Source organism: Sulfitobacter faviae (genome assembly GCF_029870955.1).
GTDB classification, from domain to species: domain Bacteria; phylum Pseudomonadota; class Alphaproteobacteria; order Rhodobacterales; family Rhodobacteraceae; genus Sulfitobacter; species Sulfitobacter faviae.
Window position 1 is genome coordinate 2,592,910 of sequence record NZ_PGFQ01000001.1, and the last position, 24,364, is coordinate 2,617,273.

A 24,364-nucleotide genomic window follows, 5' to 3' on the forward strand; every position below is an offset into this window, starting at 1 on the left:
CAATGGCGCTGGCCCCCTTGATGCTACTGGCCGCCTGCGAACCGCAGGTGCCGGTGGCCGAGGATTTTATCCCCGATTACAAGGGGGTCGAAACCCAGCTTTTGGACGGTGATTTGGTGCAATTCAACGTGGCGATGACCAAGGCGCTTTCGGCGCAGGACGTGTCGGACTACGCCGAATGCGCCGCCGCGCAATACACGCTGATCCGGGGCTACGGATTTGCGCGTCATGTGCGGACAAATGTGAGCGAAGAGGGTGGCATATGGCGGGCAGATGCTGTTTACACAATCTCGCCGAGCCTGCCCAAAGGCTTGAAGACAATTGATGCCGAAGTGACCGCGTTTCAATGCGCGGAACGCGGCATTCCGACGGTGTGAGGACTTATGGCTGATTTCTTTTACACGACCGGGCTTGGCATTGCCCTGCTGACGGTTGGGCAGGTGTTGCTGCTGGTGGTGCCGTTGCTGCTGGCGCTGGCCTTCCTCATGTATGCCGACCGCAAGATCTGGGCCGCCGTGATGATGCGCCGCGGCCCCAATGTCGTGGGCGTCTTCGGCCTGCTGCAAAGTTTTGCCGACTTCCTCAAATATATTGTTAAGGAAGTGGTGGTTCCGGCGGGCGCAGACAAGGGGGTTTTCTTCCTCGCGCCGATGATTTCCTTTGTCATGGCAATGATCGCTTGGGCGGTGATCCCGTTTAACGACGGTTGGATCCTGTCGGACATCAACGTGGCGATCCTCTATGTCTTCGCCGTCTCCTCGCTCGAGGTTTACGGCGTGATCATGGGCGGTTGGGCGTCGAACTCGAAATACCCGTTCCTGGGCTCCCTGCGCTCCGCCGCGCAGATGATCTCTTATGAAGTGTCGATCGGTCTGATCATCATCGGCGTGATCCTCTCGACCGGTTCGATGAACTTTTCCTCCATCGTGGCGGCGCAGGATGGCGACTGGGGTCTGCTGAACTGGTACTTCCTGCCGCATTTCCCGATGTTGATCCTGTTCTTCATCTCGGCGCTGGCGGAGACCAACCGCCCGCCCTTCGACCTGCCGGAAGCGGAATCGGAACTCGTCGCGGGGTATCAGGTGGAATATTCCTCGACACCCTTCCTGCTCTTCATGATTGGCGAGCTGGTGGCCGTGGTGCTGATGTGCGCGCTGGTGTCGCTGATGTTCTTCGGTGGCTGGCTGTCGCCGGTGCCCTTCCTGCCCGATGGCTTCTTCTGGATGTTCATCAAGATGCTGATGGTCTTCTTCATGTTCGCCATGGTGAAGGCTATCACGCCGCGCTACCGCTATGACCAGCTGATGCGGCTGGGGTGGAAAGTCTTCCTTCCCTTCTCGCTCTTCTGGGTGGTCTTCGTGGCATTCGCTGCAAAATTCGATTGGTTCTGGGGCATCTACGCCCGCTGGACCGTAGGGGGCTGATATGGCTGCGACTGATTACACCCGCGCCGCGAAATATTTCCTGCTGGCAGATTACGCCAAGGCGTTCATGCTGGGGATGCGCTATTTCTTTGCGCCAAAAACCACGCTGAACTACCCGCATGAGAAGGGGCCGCTGTCGCCCCGCTTCCGTGGGGAGCATGCGCTGCGCCGTTATCCCAACGGGGAGGAACGCTGCATTGCCTGCAAGCTGTGCGAAGCGATCTGCCCCGCGCAGGCGATCACCATCGACGCCGAAGCCCGCGAAGACGGCAGCCGCCGCACCACGCGCTATGACATCGACATGACCAAATGCATCTACTGTGGTTTCTGCCAAGAAGCCTGCCCGGTGGATGCCATTGTCGAAGGCCCGAACTTCGAATTCTCGACCGAGACCCGCGAAGAACTTTACTACGACAAGGCCAAGCTTTTGGACAACGGCGAACGCTGGGAAGCTGAGATTGCCCGCAACCTCGAAATGGACGCGCCCTACAGATGAGCGACCCCAAGAACCCTTTTGATGCGATGATGAAGCAAGCGCAGGAGATGGCGAAAGCCTTTCCAGCGATGGATGCTTTTTCGCCTAAAGGGTTCGAGGCGATGATGGGCACCATGCCGAAGGAAATGATGGATTTCTGGTTCGGCGACACGGTCAACAAGGGCGGGCTGGACGCGCGGACGCGGCTGCTTTTGACCCTTGCTGGGCTGACCATGCAGGGCGCGCAGAATGACATGGCCCTTCGCCAAACCGTGCGCCACGCGCGCGAGGCGGGGGCCACGAAACAACATATCGTCGAGACGATCAGCCAGATGTCGGTCTTTGCCGGGCTTCCCGCGATGACCCGGGCCTTGGAACTGGCTCAATCGGTCCTCGACGAAGAAAAAGATACCAAGAAGGAAGACGGCGCATGACGGTCTTTTCATTTTACCTCTTCGCGATCAGCGTTATCACCGGCGGGCTGTTTACGGTGATCAGCCGCAACCCGGTGCATTCGGTGCTTTGGCTGATCCTGTCCTTCCTTTCGGCGGCGGGGCTCTTTGTTCTGCTCGGCGCGGAGTTCGTGGCGATGCTGCTGGTCATCGTCTATGTGGGCGCGGTGGCGGTGCTCTTCCTCTTCGTCGTCATGATGCTTGACGTGGACTTCGCCGAACTCAAGGCCGAGATGGCGCGCTACATGCCGCTGGCGCTGCTGATCGGGCTGGTGATTCTGATGCAATTCGTCATGGCCTTTGGCGCATGGGAGCAGAGCGCGGCGGCAGAGAGCCTGCGGGCCAATGCGATTGATCCCGCGCGGTTCAACACCGAAGCCCTCGGCCTGCTGCTCTATGATCGTTACTTCCTGCTGTTCCAACTGGCGGGTCTGATCCTGCTGGTGGCGATGATCGGGGCGATCGTGCTGACACTGCGTCATCGTAAGGATGTGAAGCGCCAAGATGTGGTGGCCCAGATGATGCGGGACCCGGCCAAGGCGATGGAGCTGCGCGACGTGAAGTCGGGGCAGGGCCTTTAACTAACGGAATTTTTTGAAAATTCCGGGGCCGTGCTCTTTGAAAGAGAACGGCTGAACCAAGAGAGAGAAGGGACGTCGAAATGTCGAGAACAACAATCGTGGTACTGGTCGTGGTGTTGATCGTCGTGTTTTTCGGCGGCTACAGCTTTATCGGCTAAAGCTTCGGCAATCCCGGTGGCAGCCGGGGCAAAGTGATACTAAAAGCCCCCTCAGATGGGGCGCGACCAAAGCCCATCAAGGGCGGGAACGTAAGGGACGACATGATCGGACTTGAGCATTACCTGACAGTGGCGGCGACGCTGTTTGTCATCGGCATCTTCGGGCTATTCCTGAACCGCAAGAACGTGATCATTCTGCTGATGAGCATCGAATTGATGCTGCTCGCGGTGAACATCAACCTCGTTGCCTTTTCCAGCTTCCTTGGTGATCTGACGGGGCAGGTCTTCACGCTTTTCGTGCTTACCGTCGCTGCCGCCGAGGCCGCCATCGGCCTCGCCATTTTGGTCTGTTTCTTCCGCAACCGTGGCTCGATCGCGGTGGAAGATGTCAACGTGATGAAGGGCTGAGGCAATGGAAACCACGATCCTATTCGCCCCGCTGGTGGGTGCCATCCTCTGCGGTTTCGGCTGGAAGATCATCGGTGAGAAGGCTGCCCAGTGGATCGCCACCGGGCTGCTGTTCCTTGCCGCCTTCCTGTCTTGGGTGGTCTTCCTGACGCTGGACGGCCCAGCCGAGCAAATTCAGATCCTGCGCTTTATTGAAAGTGGCACGCTGAGCACAGATTGGGCGATCCGGCTCGACCGTCTGACCGCGATCATGCTGATCGTTATCACCACGGTGTCCAGCCTCGTACACCTCTATTCCTTCGGCTACATGGCCCATGACGAAAACTTCCGCGATAACGAAAGCTATCGCCCTCGGTTCTTCGCCTATCTGTCTTTCTTCACCTTCGCGATGTTGATGCTGGTGACCGCCGACAACCTCGTGCAGATGTTCTTTGGCTGGGAAGGCGTGGGCGTGGCCTCCTACCTGCTGATCGGCTTCTACTTCCGCAAGCCGTCGGCCAATGCCGCGGCGATGAAAGCCTTTGTGGTCAACCGGGTGGGGGACTTTGCCTTCCTGCTGGGTATCTTTGGCCTTTACATGCTGACGGACTCGATCCGCTTTGACGATATCTTTGCCGCCGCACCCGATCTGGCCGAACAGTCTGTCACCTTCCTGTGGAACGACTGGAACGCGGCGAACCTGATCGCCTTCCTGCTGTTCCTCGGCGCGATGGGTAAATCGGCGCAGCTTTTCCTGCACACATGGCTGCCTGACGCGATGGAAGGCCCGACGCCTGTGTCGGCGCTGATCCACGCCGCGACCATGGTGACAGCGGGTGTTTTCCTTGTCTGCCGCATGTCGCCTGTGATGGAATTCGCGCCCGAGGCGATGGCCTTTGTCACCGTGATCGGCGCCACTACTGCCTTTGTTGCCGCGACCATCGGCCTTGTGCAGACCGATATCAAACGCGTCATTGCTTATTCGACCATGTCGCAGCTTGGCTATATGTTCGTGGCCGCGGGCGTGGGCATGTATTCGGCGGCGATGTTCCACCTCTTCACGCACGCCTTCTTCAAGGCGATGCTCTTCTTGGGCGCGGGCTCGGTCATCCATGCGATGCACCATGAGCAGGACATGACCAACTACGGCGGTCTGCGCAAAAAGATCCCCTATACCTTCTGGGCGATGATGATCGGCACGCTGGCGATCACCGGCGTCGGCATTCCGCTCACGCATATCGGTTTCGCGGGCTTCCTGTCGAAGGACGCGATTATCGAGAGCGCTTGGGGCGGTGGGTCGATGTATGGCTTCTGGCTTCTTGTAATCGCTGCGGCGATGACGAGCTTCTACAGCTGGCGCCTGATCTTCCTGACCTTCTTTGGCAAGCCGCGCGGCAACAAGCACACGCATGAGCATGCGCATGAAAGCCCGATGGTCATGCTGATCCCGCTTGGCGTTCTGGCGCTCGGCTCGGTCTTTGCCGGGATGATCTGGTACGGCAGCTTCTTTGGTCACGCGGATCAGGTCGGCAAGTTCTACGGCATCCCGATGGCCGAGATGGCAGGGCACGGCGACGATCATGTCGAAGGGGCCGAGGATGACCACGGCGCAACTGGCCCGGTCGATGGCGACCATGGCGCCGATGCGCTGGTCGAAGGCCACCAAGACGCAGGCACCCATCACGAAGCCTTCGGCGGTGCGCCGGGCGAGGGGGCGCTTTACTTCGCACCCGACAACCATGTGCTGGAAGACGCCCACGCCGCGCCGAAATGGGTCAAGGTCTCGCCCTTCATCGCGATGCTGGCCGGTCTGGTCATGGCCCTGTGGTTCTATATCTGGAGCCCGACCGTCCCGGGACGGCTGGCGGCAAACCAACGCCCGCTTTACCTGTTCCTGAAAAACAAATGGTACTTTGATGAGGTTTACGACGTGATTTTCGTGCGTCCTGCCAAAACGATCGGCCGGTTCCTGTGGAAACGCGGCGATGGCACTGTGATCGACGGCACGCTCAATGGCGTCGCCATGGGGATCATCCCCTTCTTCACCCGCCTCGCGGGTAAGGCTCAGACGGGCTATATCTTCACCTATGCCTTCGCCATGGTGATCGGCATCGCCGTTCTGGTGACATGGATGACGATGAGCGGAGGAGCGAACTGATGGACACGCATCTGCTTTCAATCATCACATTCATTCCGGCATTCGCAGCGTTGATCCTTGCGATCTTCCTGCGGGGCGATGATGCTGCCGCCGGGCGCAATGCGAAATGGTTGGCCTTCATCACCACGACGGTCACCTTCCTGATCTCGCTTTTCGTGTTGTTCGAGTTCGACCCGTCGAACACCGATTTCCAATTCGTGGATGAGGCCGACTGGCTCTTGGGCCTGAAATACCGCCTCGGCGTCGACGGCATCTCGATCCTTTTCGTGATGCTCACGACCTTCATGATGCCGCTGGTCATCGCGGCAAGCTGGAACGTCGAGCATCGCGTCAAGGAGTATATGATCGCCTTCCTGCTTTTGGAGACCCTGATGCTGGGCGTCTTCATGGCGCTGGATCTGGTGCTCTTCTACCTCTTCTTCGAAGCGGGCCTGATCCCGATGTTCCTGATCATCGGCATCTGGGGCGGGAAAGAGCGTATCTACGCGAGCTTCAAATTTTTCCTCTATACCTTCCTCGGCTCGGTGTTGATGCTGGTCGCGATGGTGGCGATGTTCACCGAAGCGGGCACAACCTGCATCGGCGGCTGCGAGATCAGCCTGCTCACGCATAACTTCGGCTCCGAGAGCTTTGAGGTTCTGGGCATCCAGATCGTCGGCGGCATGCAGACGCTGATGTTCCTCGCCTTCTTCGCCAGCTTCGCGGTGAAAATGCCGATGTGGCCTGTGCACACTTGGCTGCCCGATGCCCACGTTCAGGCGCCGACCGCAGGCTCCGTGGTGCTGGCGGCGATCCTGCTCAAGATGGGCGGCTACGGCTTCCTGCGCTTCTCTTTGCCGATGTTCCCAGTGGGGGCCGAGGTGATGACGCCGCTGATCCTGTGGATGTCGGCCATCGCCATCGTCTACACCTCGCTGGTGGCGCTGGTGCAGCAGGACATGAAAAAGCTGATCGCCTATTCCTCGGTCGCGCATATGGGTTTTGTGACCATGGGCATCTTTGCGGCCAATCAGCAGGGTGTCGATGGGGCGATCTTCCAGATGATCAGCCACGGTTTCATCTCTGGCGCGCTCTTCCTCAGCGTTGGCGTGATCTATGACCGGATGCACACCCGTGAGATCGACGCCTATGGCGGTCTGGTGAACCGGATGCCCGCCTATGCGCTGGTCTTCATGTTCTTCACCATGGCCAATGTGGGCCTTCCGGGCACATCGGGCTTCGTGGGTGAATTCCTGACGCTGATGGCGACTTTCCAAGTGAACACTTGGGTGGCAGCTGTGGCGACGACCGGGGTGATCTTCTCCGCGGCCTACGCGCTGTGGCTCTACCGCCGCGTGGTGATGGGTGACCTGATCAAGGAAAGCCTCAAGGCGATCACTGACATGACCCCGCGTGAGAAATGGATCATTGCCCCGCTGGTGGCGATGACCCTGATCCTCGGCGTCTACCCGGCGCTGGTGCTGGACATGATCGGGCCCTCCGTGGCGGCCCTGATTGAAAATTACGACATGGCGCTGGAGGCGGCTGATACCGCCGTGCAGACCGCCGATGCCTCGCATTAAGAAGGACTTGGCGCATGATATCCGCTGATCTGAACATCATTCTGCCTGAGATCGTCCTTGCGGGCTTTGCCCTGCTCGGCCTTCTCGGCGCGGTCTATACGTCGAAAGACAAGGCCGCCGGGGTGCTCGTCTGGGTGACCGCGGTGGTGATGGTGCTGCTGGCCGGTTGGGTGGCCATGTCTGGCGACGGCACCACCAATATCGCCTTCCACGGCATGTTCATCGACGACACTTTCGCCCGTTTCGCCAAGGTGACGATCCTGCTTTCGGCCGCTGCCGTCTTGGTCATGTCGGAAAACTACATGAAACTGCGCGGCTTGCTGCGGTTCGAGTATCCGATGCTTGTGGCCTTGGCCGTCGTCGGCATGATGATGATGGTCTCCGCAGGCGACCTGATGGCGCTCTACATGGGCCTCGAGCTGCAATCGCTGGCGCTTTACGTCGTGGCCTCCCTGCGCCGCGACTCGGTTAAATCCACTGAAGCGGGTTTGAAGTATTTCGTGCTCGGCGCACTCAGCTCGGGCCTGCTGCTCTATGGTGCATCGCTGGTCTATGGCTACGCCGGGACCACGCTGTTCGCGGGCATCATCACCACGGCGCAGACGGGCGGCACATCGCTTGGCTTGCTCTTTGGTCTGGTCTTCTTGATCTCCGGTCTGGCCTTCAAAGTCTCCGCCGTGCCCTTCCACATGTGGACACCGGACGTCTATGAGGGCGCGCCCACGCCGATCGCGGCTTTCTTTGCCACGGCGCCCAAGGTTGCGGCGATGGGTCTCTTCGCCCGGGTGATGCATGACGCCTTTGGCCAGATCGTCAGTGACTGGACCCAGATCGTCGCGCTGCTGTCGGTTCTGTCGATGTTCTTTGGCTCGGTCGCCGCGATCGGTCAGACCAATATCAAACGTCTGATGGCCTTCTCCTCCATCGCGCATATTGGCTATGCGTTGATGGGTCTGGCCGCGGGCACCGCCTTTGGCGTGCAGGCGATGCTGGTCTATATGGCGATCTATGTGACCATGAACCTCGGCACCTTCGCCTTTATCCTATTGATGCAGAAAGACGGCGCGCCGGTGACCGATATTACCCTGCTCAATATGTATGCCAAGACCAACCCGGGCCGGGCGCTGGCGATGCTGGTGTTGCTGTTCAGCCTGGCGGGCGTGCCGCCGATGCTGGGCTTCTTCGGCAAGTTCTATGTGCTGCGCGCGGCCTATGACGCCAATATGACATGGCTGGCCATCGCGGGCGTGATCGCCAGTGTGATCGGTGCCTATTACTACCTGCGGATCGTCTTTTACATGTACTTCGGCGAAGAGCGTTCGGACACGCTCGACCACCAAAACGGCGGCGTGCTGACCGTGGTGCTGATGGCCTCTGCCGTCATCATGATCGTCGGTATTGCCAATATGTTCGGCGTCGAAGGCTTGGCCGCATCGGCTGCGGCATCGCTGGTGAACTGAGCGGTGCGGCACGAGATCGGCCAGAGACGCGCATGACCCCTTGGCCGGAAGGCTATGGCCGGCGCGTCTATGACACGCTCGATTCCACCCTCTCAGAGGCGGCGCGGTTACAGCAAGAGCTGACCGCGCCGACTTGGATCTTGGCACTGGAGCAGACGGCGGCGCGCGGGCGTCGGGGCCGGAGCTGGGCCACACCCCGCGGCAATTTCGCGGCCACCCTGATGATGCCGCGCAAAGAGCCGCCGGGCGTCGCCGCGCTGCGCTCTTTCGTGGCCTCGCTCGCGCTCTATCGCGCATTCGTCGCAGTGACGGGGCGGGAGGACGCTTTTGCGCTCAAGTGGCCGAATGACGTTCTGCTGCGCGGCGGCAAGGTCGCCGGCATCTTGCTGGAGAGCGTGGGTGAACATCTGGCCATCGGCATCGGCGTGAACCTTGCGCATGGACCGGCGGCGGGCAGCCTTGAGCCCCGCGCGTTGCCTGCGGTGACCCTGCGCGAGGCGGGGGGAACGTGCGCGCGGAAGAGTTCCTTGACGTGCTTGCGCGGGAATACGCCGGTCTGGAAGAGCAGTTCACGACCTATGGGTTCAGCACGATCCGCAGCGCATGGCTCGCCCATGCCGCGCGGCTCGGAGAGGTCATTACCGCGCGCACCATGCGCGACGAGATGACCGGCGTTTTCGAAGATGTAGACAGCGCAGGCAATCTGATCCTGCGCACCCGCGACGGCCCGGTGCCCATCACCGCGGCGGACGTGTTTTTCTAGAATCGGGGGAGGGGAGGCAGCATGCTTCTGGCAATCGACTGCGGCAATACCAACACCGTGTTCTCTATCTGGGACGGGGATGCGTTCATCGCCACATGGCGCACGTCGACCGAATGGAAACGCACTGCCGACCAGTACTACGTTTGGCTCAATACATTGATGCGGCTCCAGAATATCGACGCCGACATCACAGATATGATCATCAGCTCGACGGTGCCGCGGGTGGTGTTCAACCTGCGCGTTCTGGGGGATCGTTACTTTAACACGCGACCTTTCGTTGTTGGAAAGCCGGGCTGCGCACTGCCCATCGACGTGCGTGTGGACGAGGGGACGCAGGTCGGACCGGACCGGTTGGTGAACACCGTGGCAGGCTATGACCTCTATGGCGGCGACCTGATCGTGGTGGATTTCGGCACGGCCACGACCTTTGACGTGGTGGCCGATGACGGGGCATATATCGGGGGGTGATCGCGCCGGGGGTGAACCTCAGCCTAGAGGCGCTGCACAACGCCGCCGCCGCTTTGCCGCATGTCGATATCTCGAAACCGCCGTCGGTGATTGGCACCAATACGGTGGCCTGCATGCAGTCCGGTGTCTTTTGGGGTTATGTCGGACTGGTTCGTGAGATATGTGAGCGGATAAGGGCGGAACGTGCAAGACCCATGCGCGTTATCGCCACGGGGGGTCTGGCACCGCTGTTTCAGCAGGCAGTCGACCTGTTCGATGATTATCAAGATGAACTCACGATGCACGGGCTGACCGTGATCCACGATTACAATAAGGACAAAGCTGAATAATATGAGCAGCGAACGATTTATCTATCTGCCCCTCGGTGGGGCGGGTGAAATTGGCATGAACGCCTATGTCTATGGCTACGGTAAGCCCGGGAAAGAGCGGCTGATCGTCGTCGACATCGGTGTCGCCTTTCCGGATATGGACAGCACGCCGGGCGTGGACCTGATCCTGCCCGACATCACTTGGCTGAAAGAACGCCGCGATCAGATCGAGGCGATCTTTATCACCCACGCCCACGAAGATCACATCGGTGCCATTGCGCATTCCTATGAGGTGCTGAAGGCGCCGATCTATGCGCGCGCCTTTACCGCCAATATCGCCCGCCGGAAGATGTCCGAACACGGCCATCCCGAGGATGCGGTCACCACCGTCAGCGCATGGCCCGAGCAGATCACCGCAGGCCCGTTCAAAGTGGGCTTCCTGCCGATCTCGCATTCGATCCCCGAATCCTCCGCCATGGTCATCGACACGCCCGAGGGGCGCACGATCCACTCCGGCGACTTCAAGATCGACCGCACGCCGGGTGTCGGCGAAGCCTTTGACGACGCGCTTTGGGCCGAGGTCTGCAAGGATGGCGTGAAGGCGTTGATCTGCGACAGCACGAATGTCTTCTCTGCCCATCCCGGTCGCTCCGAAGCCACCGTGGGCCCGGAGATCGAAAAGCTCGTGAGCAGCGCCGAGGGGATGGTCGTCGCCACCACCTTCGCCTCCAACGTGGCGCGGGTCAAAACGCTGGCCGAAGCCGGTGCGCGGGCAGGGCGGTCTATCGTGCTCTTGGGCCGGGCGATGAACCGCATGGTCGAAGCCTCGATCCAGACCGGTGTGATGAAAGACTTCCCGCCCGTCATCTCGCCCGAGAATGCCCGCGCCATCCCGCGCGAGAACCTGATGTTGCTGGTCACAGGCAGCCAAGGGGAACGCCGCGCGGCCTCGGCGCAACTGGCCCGGGGCAAGTATCAGGGGATCGAATTGAAAGAGGGCGATCTCTTCCTCTTTTCGTCGAAAACCATTCCGGGCAATGAGCGTGGCGTGATCGGCATCATCAACCAGTTCTCGGAAAAGGGCGTGGATGTCGTTGATGACTCCTCGGGCCTCTACCACGTTTCGGGCCATGCCAACCGCCCCGATCTTGAAACGCTGCATGCCATCGTGAAGCCTCAGGTCCTGATCCCCATGCATGGGGAGCATCGCCACCTGCGCGAACACGTCAAGATCGCCGATGCCAAGGGCATCACCGGCGTTCTGGCTGTGAACGGCATGATGGTGGATCTGTCGGGCAACCAGCCCAAGGTGGTCGAACATGTCGACACGGGCCGCATGTATCTAGACGGTTCGGTTCAGGTCGGCGCGCTGGATGGTGTGATCCGCGACCGTATCCGCATGGCGCTGAACGGCCATGCCACGGTGACGCTGATCCTCGATACCGATGACGAGCCTTTGGGTGAGCCTTGGGTCGATCTGATGGGCCTGCCGGAAACGGGCCGCTCCAACGCGCCGCTCGTCGATGTGCTGGAACAAGACCTCAGCCAATGGCTGAACCGTCAGAAAGCCGCAACCCTGCGGGATGACGACAAGCTGAATGACGGTTTGAAAAAGGTCGCGCGGCAGTCGTCCTATGACGAAATCGGCAAGAAGCCCGAAGTCACCGTGGTGGTCAGCCGTCTGAGCTGACCTCCGCCTCACCGCTGCACATATAGACCGCGCCGCCCACCGCTACCACGCTTACCCCCGTGGCCGCAAGGGCGGCGGGGGTCGACAGGGCAGTGGCTAGCGTGCTGCCTGTCGTCGCCAAATTGGCGCTGAGGGCAGAGGCCCCTCCCGTCAAAATGAACGCCCCCGATTTATGCGCCACGGCGCGGAGGTTGTCCGGCTGGCTGAGCCTGTCAACGGCGGAGCGCGCGATGTTCTTGCTGATCTCGACAGTCTCTTCCTTGGTGGTGTTCACCCGCTCGCAGAAAGTCTTCTTGCAATAGCCGCGATAGTTCCGCGCGCCGGGGATCAAGAAGTGCCCGTCTTCGGGCGTGGCGGTCAGGCAGTAGCCGTCGATCTGATCCAGCGGCACAGTGGTGGCGAGGTAGTCGAACAGCACCCCGCTGTCGCAGGCGGGCGGCGTGCCCCAAAGCTTGCTCCACTTCCGCGCAGGCCAATTCATCAGACGCTCGCGGGTGCCGACTTCTTCGGCGAAATTGGCGAAATTCTCGGCCTCCACCACAACTTCGGCGCCATTGACCTCGGCCCGGCAGCGTTCGGCGCTGGCGGGGGCGGCGGTAAGGGCGGTCAGGGCAAGGGCGAGGGCGAAGAGGGCGGGGCGCAGCATGATGGTCCTATCCGAGGGGTTTCCTCTCACATAGCACAGACGAAAAAGCCGCCAATCCCGGCGGGGATCGGCGGCGAATTCATGCCCGCGGTGGCGGGGTTCAGATGCGTTCGCGGAAGCTTAGACCGATGAAGTCTGGCGTGTGATCGCCCAGACCGACGACACGGTTGTCATTGCCGCCCCGTTTGTCGCCCCGGCCACGTCCGCCGCGCGACTTCTTCTCGTCCTTGTTGCCGCGGCCCGACTTGCGCTCGTCCTGCGTGGCCTCTGCCTTTTCGGGCTGCGCTTTATCGTCGGTTTTGGCGTCGACCTTGGTCTCAGCCTTCTCGGCCTGCGGTTGCTTGCCCTCGGCGGGGGCCTCGACGGGCTTGTCGGCCTTGCGGCTGCGCGAGCGGGTCCGTTTGGGCTTGTCATCGGACTTGGCCGGTGCGTCGGAGGTCTCCTCGGCGGGTTTGGCTTTGCCAAGCGGGTTTTCGATGCGCGGGATTTCCTTTTGCACCAGACGCTCGACATCCTCGAAGTTCTTCTCGTCGCGCGGCTGGCAGATCATGATCGCCTTGCCATCGCGGCCCGCGCGGCCGGTGCGGCCAATGCGGTGAACGTAGTCTTCGGCATGGCTCGGCACGTCGAAGTTGAAGACATGGCTCACGCTTGGCACATCAAGGCCACGCGCTGCAACGTCGGAAGCCACGAGGAAGCGCAACTCGCCACCCCGGAACCCTTCGAGCGTTTTGGTCCGCTGGCTCTGGTCCAGATCGCCGTGGATCGGGGCTGCGTCATAGCCGTATTTCTTTAACGACTTAGCGACGATATCCACGTCCATCTTGCGGTTGCAGAAGATGATCGCGTTGGTGCATTTCTCGCCTTCGGCGTCGATCAGCAGGCGCAGCAGCTTGCGCTTCTCGCTCGCCTCGCGGTCCTTGCGCGAGCCTTTGAACATGACGACGCCCTGTTCGATATTCTCGCTCGTGGTCGCCTGACGCGCCACTTCGATCCGCTCAGGGTTGCTGAGAAAGGTGTTGGTGATCCGCTCGATCTCGGGCGCCATGGTGGCCGAAAAGAACAGCGTTTGCCGGGTGAAGGGCGTGAGGCCGAAGATCCGCTCAATGTCCGGGATAAAGCCCATGTCGAGCATCCGGTCGGCTTCGTCCACGACCATGACCTTGACGTCCGACAGGATCAGCTTGCCGCGCTCGAAATGATCCAGAAGGCGGCCCGGTGTGGCGATCAGTACGTCGACGCCCTTGTCGATCAGCTTGTCCTGCTCTTTGAAGGAGACGCCGCCAATGAGCAGCGCTTTGGTCAGTTTCAGATGCTTGGAATAGGTGTCGAAGTTCTCGGCCACCTGTGCGGCCAACTCCCGCGTGGGGCAGAGCACGAGGCTCCGCGGCATCCGCGCGCGCGCCCGGCCACGGGCGAGAAGTGACAGCATCGGCAGCGTGAAGCTGGCTGTTTTGCCGGTGCCGGTCTGGGCGATGCCCAAGACGTCACGACCTTCAAGAGCGGGGGGAATGGCGCCCGCCTGAATAGGTGTGGGCGATTCGTAGCCAGCCTCATCAATAGCTTTGAGGACCTTGGCATTCAGGTTCAGATCGGTAAATTTTGTCATGTGCGTCCGAGTTGAGCGGACACTGACTTGGCCCGCGGCAGCAATACAAGCCGGCCCGAATGGCCCAAGGGCGGCATTTGCCGCGGCATGTTGCGAAAGCGCATAGCAAGTTGCGGCCCAGCCGTCAAACACTTGCCCTCTCAAGCGCTTAACTTGGGAAATGGCGCGACACCTTTGCATCAAGGTCGAGATCGGCGAGACGCAGCAGACCGTGGTCCTTCAACGTTTCGCGCAGCTCAGGCGTGTCGGCGCAGACCTCATCAAAAAAGGCGCGCAATCCCGGCTCACCCCCTTCGGATTCGATCATGGAGAAGAGTTCATGCATCGACAATCCGCCGCGATCGCGGGGGCGGTTCGGAGCCAGATCGGCGCGGTAGGAGCCTTTTTCCAGCCGGTAGCGATAGGCGGCGAGCCACTCCGGCCAGCTTTTCGCGTGAAGATGCGCGAGATCAATGCCGGGCTGCTGCTCTGGCCCGTCGATCATCGTATCGTTCTGAAAAGCGTTGTGGATCTGGAGCCGCACCTCCGCCATGCCGGTGCGAACGAAAACTTTCCCGGCCAAATGGCTCAGAAAACCGCCTTTGACGTAGTCACCATAGGTCGGGTAAAGCGCCGAGACGATCTGGGCGCGCTCGGGGCCGTTCGGAATGAAGGCTTTGAAGGCCGTGCCATCCCGGCCAAAGCCTCCATCGGGCGGATGCGGGTGATTTTTTGTGCCGGGGGCAGGGTGGCAAGCACCTCGTCCACGGGCCGGTCAGAGACGAGGAACTCGTCCACATCCATATGGATCAGCCAATCCACATCATCTGCCCGGTTATAGGCGCGGGTCGCGTTCTGGCTTTGACGGACTTGATGCTTTTGCGGACGTTTGCCGCAAAGCCTTTGCCAATAGGCGTCATCGCAGGTGGTGACACGGATTTTCGGATGGGCCTTCAGGCTTTCGAAAGCCTCTGGGTTTTCGGCATCGAGGTATAAGTAGAGGCGATGCGCGCCCGCCTCCAAATGGTAGCCGGCAAAGCGTCGTATCTCCTCTGCGGGGGCCAGGATCGTGGCAACCAGCCCCCATTTCGTCGTCGTCGTCATCGCGTCTCCCCAGTTGGGGTTAGAATGCCATGATCGGCCCCGAAATCAAGGTTTTCTGCCCCCGGGGGCGGGCCGTTTTACACCATCATTTCCTTGGTCGCGGTCAGCTTCACATCCGGGTAATCGCGCTCTACGCGGTCGATGTCCCATTGCAGGCGGGTCAGGTAAACGATGTCGCCATCATGGTCATGCGCGATGTGCTGTTTGTTACTATCGATAAACTTATCAACGGCTTGCTTCGTACCGTTCACCCAACGGGCCGAGGTGAACTGAGACGGCTCAAACCGAACCGGCAGGCCATATTCCAACTCGATCCGGCTGGCGAGCACTTCGAATTGCAACTGGCCGACGACGCCCACGACAAACCCCGAACCGATCGAGGGTTTGAACACTTTTGCAGCACCTTCTTCGGCGAATTGCATCAGCGCTTTTTCAAGGTGTTTTGCCTTCAGCGGATCGCCCGCGCGGACCGATTGCAGCAATTCGGGCGCGAAGGAGGGGATGCCGCTCACGCGGAGCGCTTCGCCTTGGGTCAGCGTGTCACCGATGCGCAGCTGCCCGTGGTTGGGGATGCCGATAATGTCACCGGCCCAAGCCTCTTCGGCCAGCTCGCGGTCGGAGGCGAGGAACATGACCGGGTTGGACACCGTCATCGGCTTTTTCGTGCGCACATGGGTCATTTTCATGCCACGCTCGAAATGCCCCGAGGCGAGGCGGACAAAGGCCACACGGTCGCGGTGCTTGGGGTCCATATTGGCCTGCACCTTGAAGACAAAGCCCGCGACCTTTTTCTCTTCGGGCAGGATCTGGCGCGGGGTGGCAGCTTGGATCTGCGGCTCTGGCCCGTATTTGGCGATGCCTTCCATCAATTCACGCACCCCGAAGGAGTTGATGGCCGAGCCGAACCAGATCGGTGTCAGCGTGCCTTCGTGCATCGCCTTGAGGTCCAGCGGCGGCAGCAATTCGCGCGCCATTTCAAGGTCTTCGCGCAGTTTCTCAAGCAGGGCGGCGGGGACGTGTTCGGCCAGCTTTGGGTCGTCCAGCCCTTCGATCTTGATGCTGTCGGCGACGCGGTTCCGGTCGGCGCGGTCCATCAGTTCCAGCCGGTCGCGCAGCATGTCATAACAGCCCACGAAATCGCGGCCCACGCCGATGGGCCAGCTTGCGGGCGTCACGTCAATGGCGAGGTTTTCCTGAATCTCGTCAATGATTTCAAAGGTATCGCGGCTTTCCCGGTCCATCTTGTTACAGAAGGTGAGGATCGGCAGGTCGCGCATCCGGCAGACCTCAAAAAGCTTTTGCGTCTGGCTTTCCACGCCTTTCGCGCCGTCGATCACCATCACGGCGGCGTCCACTGCCGTCAACGTGCGGTAGGTGTCTTCGGAAAAGTCCGAGTGGCCGGGCGTGTCGACGAGGTTGAACCGGTAGTTGGTGTCACCGCTATGGAAGTCAAAGGACATGGCCGAGGCCGAGACGGAAATGCCCCGGTCCTTTTCCATCGCCATGAAGTCCGAGCGGGTGCGCCGCGCCTCGCCCTTGGCGCGTACCTGTCCGGCCATCTGAATGGCCCCGCCGAACAGCAGGAACTTTTCAGTCAGCGTGGTTTTGCCCGCGTCAGGGTGGCTGATGATCGCAAAGGTGCGACGGCGCGCGATCTCGGGCGGCAGGGCGGGGCGGTTTTGCGGCGTGTCCAACATCCGACCCATATAGGCCGCGCCGCGACCGGGCGCAATCTGGCCATTGCTGCGAATCGCTGGGTGGCGTAGGATGAGAACATAAGGGGTACATGGAGGGGATGCGATGGAACTGAAAGAGATTGCCCGCGAATTGGTCGCGGGCTGCCGCGCGGGAAATGCTGCGGTGCGTGCGAACCTTGATCGGCTCTATGCCGACAATGCCGTCTCGGTCGAGGCGGCCGATATGGGCGGACAGGGGCGAGAGACCCATGGGGTCAAGGCGATCCACGGCAAGCACGACTGGTGGGAAAACGCGATGGAGGAACATAGTACCGAAGTGATCGGCCCGTTCTACTTTGGCGACAGCCAGTTCAGCGCGATATTCAAGGTCGATGCCACCGACAAGCAAAGCGGTGAGCGGTTCCAGATGGAAGAGATCGGCGTTTACCACGTCAAAGACGGCAAGATCGTCCGGGAGGAGTTCCACTACGCCGTCGAGGCGCCTTAACGGGTTGAGGCTTTGCGCAGCAGCGCCGCCGCGTCGGGGCGGTCTAGCAAAGCCTCTGCCAGATCAAGCCCGGCATGGGGCAGATCGGAATGGCCGGGGATCACCTCGCCCAAGGCTTCGGACATTTCCGGCGGCAGGACCGATCGGGTGCGGCTGTCGACCAACATGGATTCGGCGGCGATCCCCTCGGCATAGATGATCTGATGCCCGTCAAAGAGCAGTTGGAAGTAGTCGACGAATCCGCCGTCCTGCACCGTCACACTGTGGCCATTGACCAGATGCCGCGCTTTGACCAGCAGTTCGGACCGACCCGCGCCCATCTCGTCACTGCGTTGATAGATGAAAAGCCGGTGATCGGGGCTGACGATCAGGTCGTGCTCGTTGTTGAGCGTGCCTGCGCGGATGCGGATCGGGGCAAACTCGCCCACCGCGCGCAGGGCACTTTGCCCGATCCAGCGCAGGGTTTGCACCCCGTCATCGCGGGTCAGGATACGGTCCCCCACGCGCAGGTCTTCGATGGGCCGTAGCTCTCCGGTGCTGAGCGAGATATGGGTGCCGCGCGTGAAAGAAACGCAGGCGAGCTGGCCGAACTTTTGCCGCGCGGTCTGGGTGTCGATGCCCACGATCCGGTAGCCCGTCTGCGGTGTCAGCGGGCCAAGCGGCAAAAGGTAAACCTCTGCCGCGTGACCGTGTTGATCGACCTCCACCAGCAGCAGCGCCTCTTGGGTCTGCCCGTCGGGTGACATCAGCGTCAGCAGGCTGTCGAGATGCAGATCGCCCCGGGGCGGCCCACGCCGGTATCCTCGGCAAGGCGGAATTGATCGCCGGGCAGGGTTAACAGGGACAGGCGCTGCGGCTCTGCCGCGCGGTCCAACTCATAGACATCATCCAGCACCAATTCGGCGGCAAAGGACAGCGCATCGCCCATATTGGCCCCATCGCTCGCGCGGAATTGCCCGGCGCGGTAGACGGCGAGGTTCTGTGCGGGGGCGGTGCGGCTGCGGGACATGACGGGCCTTTGGTTCTGGGGCTTTCGCCAGTGAGATAGGCTAGAATTGTGGCCCGGATGGGTCAAGGCTCGGGTGATTTGCTGGCATTGGCGGCGCGGCGTGGTAGGCATATGCAAATGCATAGGAGGAATCAAAATGGATTTGGGAATCAAAGGGAAGAAGGCGCTGGTCTGTGCCTCGTCCAAGGGGCTCGGCCTTGGCTGCGCCGAGGCGCTGGCGGCGGCAGGGGTGAACCTTGTGATGAACGCCCGCGGCGCAGAGGCGCTTGAGGCTTCGGCCGAGCGCATCCGTCAGGAACACGGCGTCGAGGTCACCACCGTCGCGGCGGATGTGGCCACGGAAGAGGGGCAGGCGCTGGTCATCAAGGCGGCAGAGGGCTGTGACATTCTGGTCAATAACGCGGGCGGCCCCCCTCCCGGCATGTGGCAGGATTGGGACCGCGAGGATTTCATCAAGGCGCTCGACGCCAATATGCTGGCCCCATCGCGCTGATCAAAGCGCTGGTGCCCGGAATGATGGAGCGCCGCTGGGGCCGGGTCGTCAACATCACCAGCCAGTCGGTGCGCGCGCCGATCCCCGTTTTGGGGCTGAGCAACTCCGCCCGCACCGGGCTTACCGGCTATGTCGCGGGCACCGCGCGGCAGGTGGCGGGCAAGGGGGTCACGATTAACAACCTTCTGCCGGGCATCCATGCGACCGACCGGGCAGATTCGCTCGACGCCAATGTGGTCAAGCAAAAGGGCATCACGCTGGACGAGGCCCGCGCCGAGCGGCAGGCGGGCATCCCCGCGGGGCGCTATGGCACGCGTGAGGAGTTCGGCGCGACCTGTGCCTTCCTTTGTTCGCAGCACGCGGGCTTCATCGTGGGGCAGAACCTGCTGCTGGATGGCGGCGGCACCAATCTGACCATGTAAATCCTCCATGGCCGGGGCGTGTGTCCCGGCCATGACCCGTCGCGGCGGATCACATTCCTGACAGCAGCGGTTTCAGTGCTGGCTCGGATTGCAGGCGGCGGCTAACCCTTGTGGATCAGCTTCTCGCAAAAGGTCCGCCGCCCATGCAAACCACTGTTCTTGTCCTTCTTTTCGCTGCCGTGATCCTTGCCAGCCTGTTGGTGGCACCGCGCCGCGCGACGGTCGAAGGCTTCTTTGGCGGAGCCAATGCGGCAGGCCGCGCGCCGGGGCTTTGGGTGCTGGTGCTAAGCCAAGTCACCACATGGATTTTCGCCCGCAGCCTGATGAACGCGGCGATCTTGGGCTATTTCTACGGCATCGCGGGCACGCTGGCCTATGCGGCCTATTACGGGTCTTTCCTGACGGGTGGCTTCATCGTCGGCCACCTGCGGCGCGGCGGCGCGCGGTCCGTGCAGGACTGGCTGGCGGGGCATTTCGGGAGCGCGGGGACGGCGGCCTATAACCTCGTGATCGGGCTGCGGCTGCTGTCTGAGGTTTTTGCCAATCTCTTGGTCGTCGCGCTGATTTTCGAAGCCGTCTGGCCCGGGTCGGGCACGCTTGCTGTGCTGATCGTCGCCGCCCTTGGCTTTGGCTATTCGGCGTGGGGCGGGCTGTCCGCCGCGCTGCGTACGGATGTGGTGCAGATGCTGGTCTTTCTCGTCGTCTTCGGTCTCGCGCTTGGGGCGCTGCTGCTCAGCCCGGGGTTCGAGCTTGGCGCGGTGCTGAGCGCGCGGGGAGTCTCTGGCCCCTACAACGGCTGGGTGCTCTTGGTCGTGGCGCTGTTGCAGGTCTTTTCCTACCCGGCGCATGACCCGGTGATGATGGACCGCGGCTTTCTGGCGGATGAGGCGACCACCTGGGCGTCCTTCCTCCATGCCTTCTGGATTTCGACGCTTTGTATCATCGGCTTTGGCTTTTTCGGCATCCAAGCCAGCCTGACCGGCGCGGCCTATGAGGGTGAATTGATCGGCACATGGGGGCAAATGTTCCCGGGCTGGATCTTCGTGGCACTGATGCTGTCGCTGTTGGTCTCGGCCCTCTCGACGCTCGACTCGGCGCTCGCCTCCGCCGCGCGGCTGATGGTTGAGGAATGGCGCATCGCACCGCGCAGCCTCAGGGGCGGGCGGCTGGTGATGGCGGGGTTCATGGCGCTTGGTGCGCTGCTGACGCTTTGGGGCAACGCCACGCTCTTTGATGCCGTGGCGGTGAGCGGTACCGCCTCGATGTTCCTCACCCCCGTGCTGCTGGTGGGGCTGGTGGCGGGGCGCGCGATCCCGGTCTGGAGCTACCTTGCCGCCTTTGCCGCCGCGATGCTGGGGGCTGCGGCCTATTTCGCGCGGGGTTGGGGATGGGTCGCGGCACTTCTCCCTGAGGGGCATAAATACGAGCAATTGTTGGTGATCTGCATCTTCGTGCTGCTGGCCGGGTTCGCGGCGGTGCTTGCGGGGGCGCGGCGGGGCTGATAGCTGGGTTTCCGAGCGATTTGATCGGATACCGCAGCCTCCATGAGTGACCCCACCCCCCGTCTGGAAATCCGCAACCTGCGCCGCGCCTATGGCGGGCGGCAGGTGGTCGATGATGTATCCCTGCAGATTTTGCCGGGGCAGGTGACCTGCCTGCTTGGCCCCTCGGGCTGCGGCAAATCCACCACGTTGCGCATGATCGCAGGTGTGGAGATGCAAGACAGCGGCACGATCCATGTCGACGGCAAACTGATCTGCGACACCATGTTCCGCGTCCCGCCCGAGCGGCGCGAGATCGGGCTGATGTTCCAAGATTTCGCCCTGTTCCCACATCTGAGCGTGGCCGACAACGTGGGCTTTGGCCTCAAGAAAGGCACGCGTGAGGAGAAACGCGCGCGGATCGAAGAACTGCTCGAACGGGTGGACCTGCTGCGCTATATCGACGGCTACCCGCACCAGCTTTCGGGCGGGGAGCAGCAGCGCGTGGCGCTGGCCCGCGCGCTGGCCCCGCAGCCGCGCATCATGCTGATGGATGAGCCCTTTTCCGGCCTCGACAACCGCCTGCGCGATGGCATCCGTGACGAGACGCTGAGCATCCTCAAGGAAGAGGACACCGCCGTTTTGCTGGTCACCCATGAGCCGGACGAGGCGATGCGCATGGCTGATGAGATCGCGCTGATGCGCGACGGCAAGATCGTGCAGCAAGGCGCGCCCTACAACGTCTATACGCGGCCCGTCGACCGCGCCTCCGTCGCCTTTTTCAGCGATGCCAATGTGCTTGAGGCCACGGTGACCGGGGCGCTGGCCGATACGGTCTTTGGCCAATTCCTCGCCCCCGGTGTGGCCGATGGCACGCCGGTGAATATCGTCTTTCGCCCGCAACACCTGCGCATTGACTTTGACCGGGCGGGCAAAGGCCCGCGCCCCACGGCGACCGATGGCACACCGGCCCGGGCGGTGGTGGAACGCGCGCGCTTCATGGGCAACGAAAGCCTCGTGGAATTCGTACTGGAGGAGGACGGATCGCGGCTCAAGGCCACGGTGCCCAATGTCTTTCTGCCGCAACCCGGTGCCGTCATGTGGCTGACCGTGCGCCGCGACCGTTGCTTTGTCTTTCCGGTGACCTCATGAAGCCGCTGTTGGTGGAATTCGGCATGGGCTCCTCCCTGCGCCGCGGTGACTATACGCAGGCCGCGAAACGCGCGGTGCAGGATGCGTTGTGGCACAATTCGATCAATCTGGCCGAGCTTTTCGGTTTTAATAAGTCGGCCATGCGCATCACCCTCGACGTGGGCGTGCAGCGCCCCGATCTGGTGGATGCCGAAGCGCTGCGCGCGGTCTTTCCCTATGGCGAGGTGACGGTGAAGCTGCATCACGGGGGCCTCGATGTGCCGCGTCCCGAAGGGGAAGGGAACCCAACGGTCATGGCCAATGTGGCGCTTTCCGTCGGCTTCGAGATGGAGCGTGCCAATGGCTGAGCAGCGGATCATCATCGAAATGGGCATGGGCAACGATCTGCACGGGATGGACTATACCAAAGCCGCCGCCCGCGCGATCGAGGATGCCCTGCGCCACTCCTCCCTACCGCTGTTCGGCGCGCTGGAGGTGACGCCGGATCAGATGCGCGTGCAGGTCACCGTGGCGGTGCAAGAGCCTGATAAGGTGGATGTCGACGCGCTGGTGGCCAAGCTGCCCGCGGTCGCGCCGAGGTGCACGCGGTAAAGGGCGGGCTGAATGTAGCCACGGGACAGGATACCATCGTGATCGCGCAGGCCAGTGTCGAGGCGTTTTTGCCCCCGCAAACCGGCTGGCAATTGAAGGGCTGAGGCGGCGTTGATCTGGGGTTAGGGGCGATGATCCGCGAGCGTTCTGCCCGGCTCGTCCACGAACAACTCCGGTAGCGGCTCAGCGCTCTCGATCTGATCAAGCGGCAGGGTCACGAAATCCGCCGCCCCCTCGCTCCAGGCCGTCAGCAGCCAGAACCGGCCCCAATTACGCACCTCAAGCGGGCGCACCACCTGCGGCGCTTCGCCGATCACCGCAATCCGCAGCTTTTGACGGGCCTGCATCGCCGCGCGCAGCACCGGCAGATGGGTGAAAACCCGCGTGGCTTTGCCCTGCGACCTCAGCGCCTGCGCCCATGCGGCACCCTCGGCAATGGTCTCGGTCGGAAGCACCGCGTCGAACTTGGCGGCCAATGTTTCTGCTGCGGCTTGCAGGGCAGGGTCGCCCACCTCTGCTGCCACGGCGAGGCCGAGGTTCAGCGCCTCCAACTCCGCCGCCGTCAGGGTCAGCGGGGGCAGGGTGATCGCAGGGATGATCCGATAGCCTTCGCCCCGCGTCCCAGCGATGGACAGGCCCGCCGCGCTGAGCTTGCCCATATCGCGGTAGATCGTGCGGGGGGAAACGCCGAACTGCCGGGCCAGATCCTCGGCCCGGTGCAGCCGCCCATCCCGCAGCCTGTCAATCAGCCGGACAAGCCGATCTTCGGTTTTCGCTGATACCATCATGCCTCCTGATACTCCTGACAAAAACATGTCACAACTCGAATTGCACGCGCGAAAATCGGCAGTCCTTCGCCCGCAGCACCGCGCATCCGCCGCATTGCCCCTTCATGGTCCCGGCGCCGCCCGCTATCACGGTGCAGACTGGCGCGACGAGAATGCGCCAAACATGATGGGAGAACAGACATGTTGAACAATATCGGACTGCCGGGCCTGCTGCTGATCGCGGTTGTCGTGCTGGTGCTTTTTGGCCGTGGCAAGATTTCCTCGCTCATGGGCGAAGTCGGCAAGGGCATCACCAGCTTCAAAAAGGGCATCAGCGAAGGCGAAGAAGAGAACAAGCGCGACGAGATCAAACATGTCGAAGACGTGCACCATGCTGACCTGCCGGAACATGCCGATCAGGGCACCCATCCCAAGACCGACCTGAAGGCCGACAAGGACCGGGTGTAACCCGATGTTCGATCTGGGTTGGACGGAACTTTTAGTCATCGGCGTGGTGGCCCTGATCGTGGTCGGCCCCAAGGACTTGCCCGTGCTGTTTCGGCGCGTCGGGCAATTCGTGGGCAAGGCCAAAGGCATGGCGCGTGAATTCAGCCAAGCGATGAACGATGCCGCCGATGAAAGCGGCATGCGCGAGATGTCATCGTCGCTGAACAAATCGCTCAAAACGGCCAGCAACCCGCTGGGCAGCGCCATGGATGAGGTCAAGGACGCGACCCGGTCGCTGACCAACTTCGACCCCGAAAGCGAGACCGGCAAAATGGCGGCGCAAAAGGCCGAGGATGTGAAGAAAATCCAAGCCAGCACCGCGCGGGCCGCCGCCGAACGCAAGCAACGCGAAGCGGCGGAAGCCATGGCCGAGGCCGAAGCGGCAGAGGCGAAGCTTTCGGACGCCGCCCCGGCCAAGGACGCCCCGGCGCGGCCCGTAATCGAAAAAGACGCAGGTCAGGCCCAAGCGGCATCGGACGATGCCGCCGCCAAGACCTCAACGGCACCCAAAGCTGCCGCCAAGAAAGAGTGAGT

22 protein-coding genes and 5 pseudogenes are annotated in these 24,364 nt (G+C 61.8%); 20 read left to right on the forward strand and 7 right to left on the reverse strand.

The annotated features are described in order from the left end of the window. Positions 1-2: 2 nt before the first annotated feature. The 12 genes and pseudogenes from CUR85_RS13300 (at position 3) to CUR85_RS13355 (ending at position 11,886) form a co-directional block, all read left to right on the forward strand. Entirely contained in the window at positions 3-377 is a 375-nt protein-coding gene (locus CUR85_RS13300) for a hypothetical protein (RefSeq protein ID WP_067263450.1), read from the forward strand. Positions 378-383: 6 nt separating this feature from the next. Next, positions 384-1,424, forward strand: coding sequence for an NADH-quinone oxidoreductase subunit NuoH (gene nuoH / locus CUR85_RS13305; RefSeq protein ID WP_067263452.1), 1,041 nt, complete (start codon positions 384-386; stop codon positions 1,422-1,424). Between the two features lies 1 nt (position 1,425). After that, complete coding sequence (gene nuoI / locus CUR85_RS13310) at positions 1,426-1,920, forward strand: NADH-quinone oxidoreductase subunit NuoI (protein ID WP_067263454.1); 495 nt, start codon at positions 1,426-1,428, stop codon at positions 1,918-1,920. After that, a complete protein-coding gene (locus CUR85_RS13315) occupies positions 1,917-2,333 on the forward strand; it encodes a carboxymuconolactone decarboxylase family protein (RefSeq protein ID WP_093926559.1) in 417 nt (138 codons plus the stop codon). The genes nuoI and CUR85_RS13315 overlap by 4 nt, the downstream gene beginning before the upstream one ends. Next, complete coding sequence (locus tag CUR85_RS13320; RefSeq protein ID WP_067268146.1) at positions 2,330-2,932, forward strand: NADH-quinone oxidoreductase subunit J; 603 nt, start codon at positions 2,330-2,332, stop codon at positions 2,930-2,932. The genes CUR85_RS13315 and CUR85_RS13320 overlap by 4 nt, the downstream gene beginning before the upstream one ends. Positions 2,933-3,192: 260 nt before the next feature. Continuing rightward, complete coding sequence (nuoK, locus tag CUR85_RS13325) at positions 3,193-3,498, forward strand: NADH-quinone oxidoreductase subunit NuoK (RefSeq protein ID WP_007119508.1); 306 nt, start codon at positions 3,193-3,195, stop codon at positions 3,496-3,498. Between the two features lie 4 nt (positions 3,499-3,502). Next, on the forward strand, positions 3,503-5,635 hold the full coding sequence (gene nuoL, locus CUR85_RS13330) for an NADH-quinone oxidoreductase subunit L (RefSeq protein WP_067268148.1): 2,133 nt from the start codon (positions 3,503-3,505) through the stop codon (positions 5,633-5,635). After that, positions 5,635-7,197 carry an NADH-quinone oxidoreductase subunit M gene (locus tag CUR85_RS13335; protein WP_067268150.1) on the forward strand — a complete coding sequence of 521 codons (1,563 nt, stop codon included), beginning with the start codon at positions 5,635-5,637 and terminating at the stop codon, positions 7,195-7,197. The genes nuoL and CUR85_RS13335 overlap by 1 nt, the downstream gene beginning before the upstream one ends. Positions 7,198-7,211: 14 nt before the next feature. After that, positions 7,212-8,657 carry an NADH-quinone oxidoreductase subunit NuoN gene (gene nuoN, locus CUR85_RS13340; protein WP_067268151.1) on the forward strand — a complete coding sequence of 482 codons (1,446 nt, stop codon included), beginning with the start codon at positions 7,212-7,214 and terminating at the stop codon, positions 8,655-8,657. Positions 8,658-8,689: 32 nt separating this feature from the next. Beyond that, a pseudogene (locus CUR85_RS13345) lies at positions 8,690-9,420 on the forward strand (biotin--[acetyl-CoA-carboxylase] ligase). Positions 9,421-9,441: 21 nt separating this feature from the next. Beyond that, positions 9,442-10,217, forward strand: a pseudogene (locus CUR85_RS13350) (type III pantothenate kinase). 1 nt (position 10,218) lies between these two features. Further along, positions 10,219-11,886, forward strand: a complete 1,668-nt coding sequence (locus CUR85_RS13355) for a ribonuclease J (RefSeq protein ID WP_067268157.1) — start codon at positions 10,219-10,221, stop codon at positions 11,884-11,886. Here the strand turns inward: CUR85_RS13355 and CUR85_RS13360 are convergent. From CUR85_RS13360 to CUR85_RS13375, 5 genes are all read right to left on the reverse strand, one after another. Then, a complete protein-coding gene (locus CUR85_RS13360) occupies positions 11,870-12,532 on the reverse strand; it encodes a hypothetical protein (protein WP_067268158.1) in 663 nt (220 codons plus the stop codon). The genes CUR85_RS13355 and CUR85_RS13360 overlap by 17 nt on opposite strands. 100 nt (positions 12,533-12,632) lie before the next feature. After that, positions 12,633-14,141: a DEAD/DEAH box helicase gene (locus tag CUR85_RS13365; protein ID WP_067268160.1), complete on the reverse strand. Its 1,509-nt coding sequence runs from the start codon at positions 14,139-14,141 to the stop codon at positions 12,633-12,635. Between the two features lie 148 nt (positions 14,142-14,289). Beyond that, a complete protein-coding gene (locus CUR85_RS20295) occupies positions 14,290-14,703 on the reverse strand; it encodes a hypothetical protein (RefSeq protein ID WP_343245453.1) in 414 nt (137 codons plus the stop codon). A 5-nt stretch (positions 14,704-14,708) separates the two neighbouring features. Beyond that, positions 14,709-15,224 (reverse strand): glycosyltransferase family 2 protein, encoded by a 516-nt coding sequence (locus tag CUR85_RS20300; RefSeq protein WP_343245454.1) that lies wholly within the window; start codon positions 15,222-15,224, stop codon positions 14,709-14,711. Positions 15,225-15,301: 77 nt separating this feature from the next. Continuing rightward, positions 15,302-16,921 carry a peptide chain release factor 3 gene (locus CUR85_RS13375; RefSeq protein ID WP_067268179.1) on the reverse strand — a complete coding sequence of 540 codons (1,620 nt, stop codon included), beginning with the start codon at positions 16,919-16,921 and terminating at the stop codon, positions 15,302-15,304. Between the two features lie 103 nt (positions 16,922-17,024). Between CUR85_RS13375 and CUR85_RS13380 the strand changes: the two genes are divergently transcribed. Continuing rightward, the gene (locus CUR85_RS13380) at positions 17,025-17,408 is read left to right on the forward strand and encodes a nuclear transport factor 2 family protein (RefSeq protein ID WP_067268163.1); all 384 of its coding nucleotides are present in this window, start codon (positions 17,025-17,027) and stop codon (positions 17,406-17,408) included. Here the strand turns inward: CUR85_RS13380 and CUR85_RS13385 are convergent. Further along, positions 17,405-18,417 (reverse strand): annotated as a pseudogene (locus CUR85_RS13385) (Hint domain-containing protein). The gene CUR85_RS13380 and the pseudogene CUR85_RS13385 overlap by 4 nt on opposite strands. A 136-nt stretch (positions 18,418-18,553) precedes the next feature. On the opposite strand from CUR85_RS13385, the pseudogene CUR85_RS13390 reads away from it, so the two are divergent. From CUR85_RS13390 to CUR85_RS13410, 5 genes and pseudogenes are all read left to right on the forward strand, one after another. Beyond that, positions 18,554-19,332 (forward strand): annotated as a pseudogene (locus tag CUR85_RS13390) (SDR family oxidoreductase). Positions 19,333-19,475: 143 nt separating this feature from the next. Continuing rightward, positions 19,476-20,834 carry an SLC5/6 family protein gene (locus CUR85_RS13395; RefSeq protein WP_067268169.1) on the forward strand — a complete coding sequence of 453 codons (1,359 nt, stop codon included), beginning with the start codon at positions 19,476-19,478 and terminating at the stop codon, positions 20,832-20,834. A 42-nt stretch (positions 20,835-20,876) separates the two neighbouring features. Next, entirely contained in the window at positions 20,877-21,965 is a 1,089-nt protein-coding gene (locus CUR85_RS13400) for an ABC transporter ATP-binding protein (protein WP_067268171.1), read from the forward strand. Further along, positions 21,962-22,312 (forward strand): Lin0512 family protein, encoded by a 351-nt coding sequence (locus CUR85_RS13405; protein WP_067268173.1) that lies wholly within the window; start codon positions 21,962-21,964, stop codon positions 22,310-22,312. The genes CUR85_RS13400 and CUR85_RS13405 overlap by 4 nt, the downstream gene beginning before the upstream one ends. Continuing rightward, positions 22,305-22,660, forward strand: a pseudogene (locus CUR85_RS13410) (Lin0512 family protein). Before CUR85_RS13405 ends, CUR85_RS13410 begins: the two are co-directional and overlap by 8 nt. 18 nt (positions 22,661-22,678) lie before the next feature. Here the strand turns inward: CUR85_RS13410 and CUR85_RS13415 are convergent. Continuing rightward, positions 22,679-23,341 (reverse strand): helix-turn-helix transcriptional regulator, encoded by a 663-nt coding sequence (locus CUR85_RS13415; protein WP_067268181.1) that lies wholly within the window; start codon positions 23,339-23,341, stop codon positions 22,679-22,681. Between the two features lie 183 nt (positions 23,342-23,524). On the opposite strand from CUR85_RS13415, the gene CUR85_RS13420 reads away from it, so the two are divergent. Beyond that, a complete protein-coding gene (locus CUR85_RS13420) occupies positions 23,525-23,791 on the forward strand; it encodes a twin-arginine translocase TatA/TatE family subunit (RefSeq protein ID WP_067268177.1) in 267 nt (88 codons plus the stop codon). Between the two features lie 4 nt (positions 23,792-23,795). Continuing rightward, positions 23,796-24,362 (forward strand): Sec-independent protein translocase protein TatB, encoded by a 567-nt coding sequence (gene tatB / locus CUR85_RS13425; protein WP_067267934.1) that lies wholly within the window; start codon positions 23,796-23,798, stop codon positions 24,360-24,362. Positions 24,363-24,364: the final 2 nt, after the last annotated feature.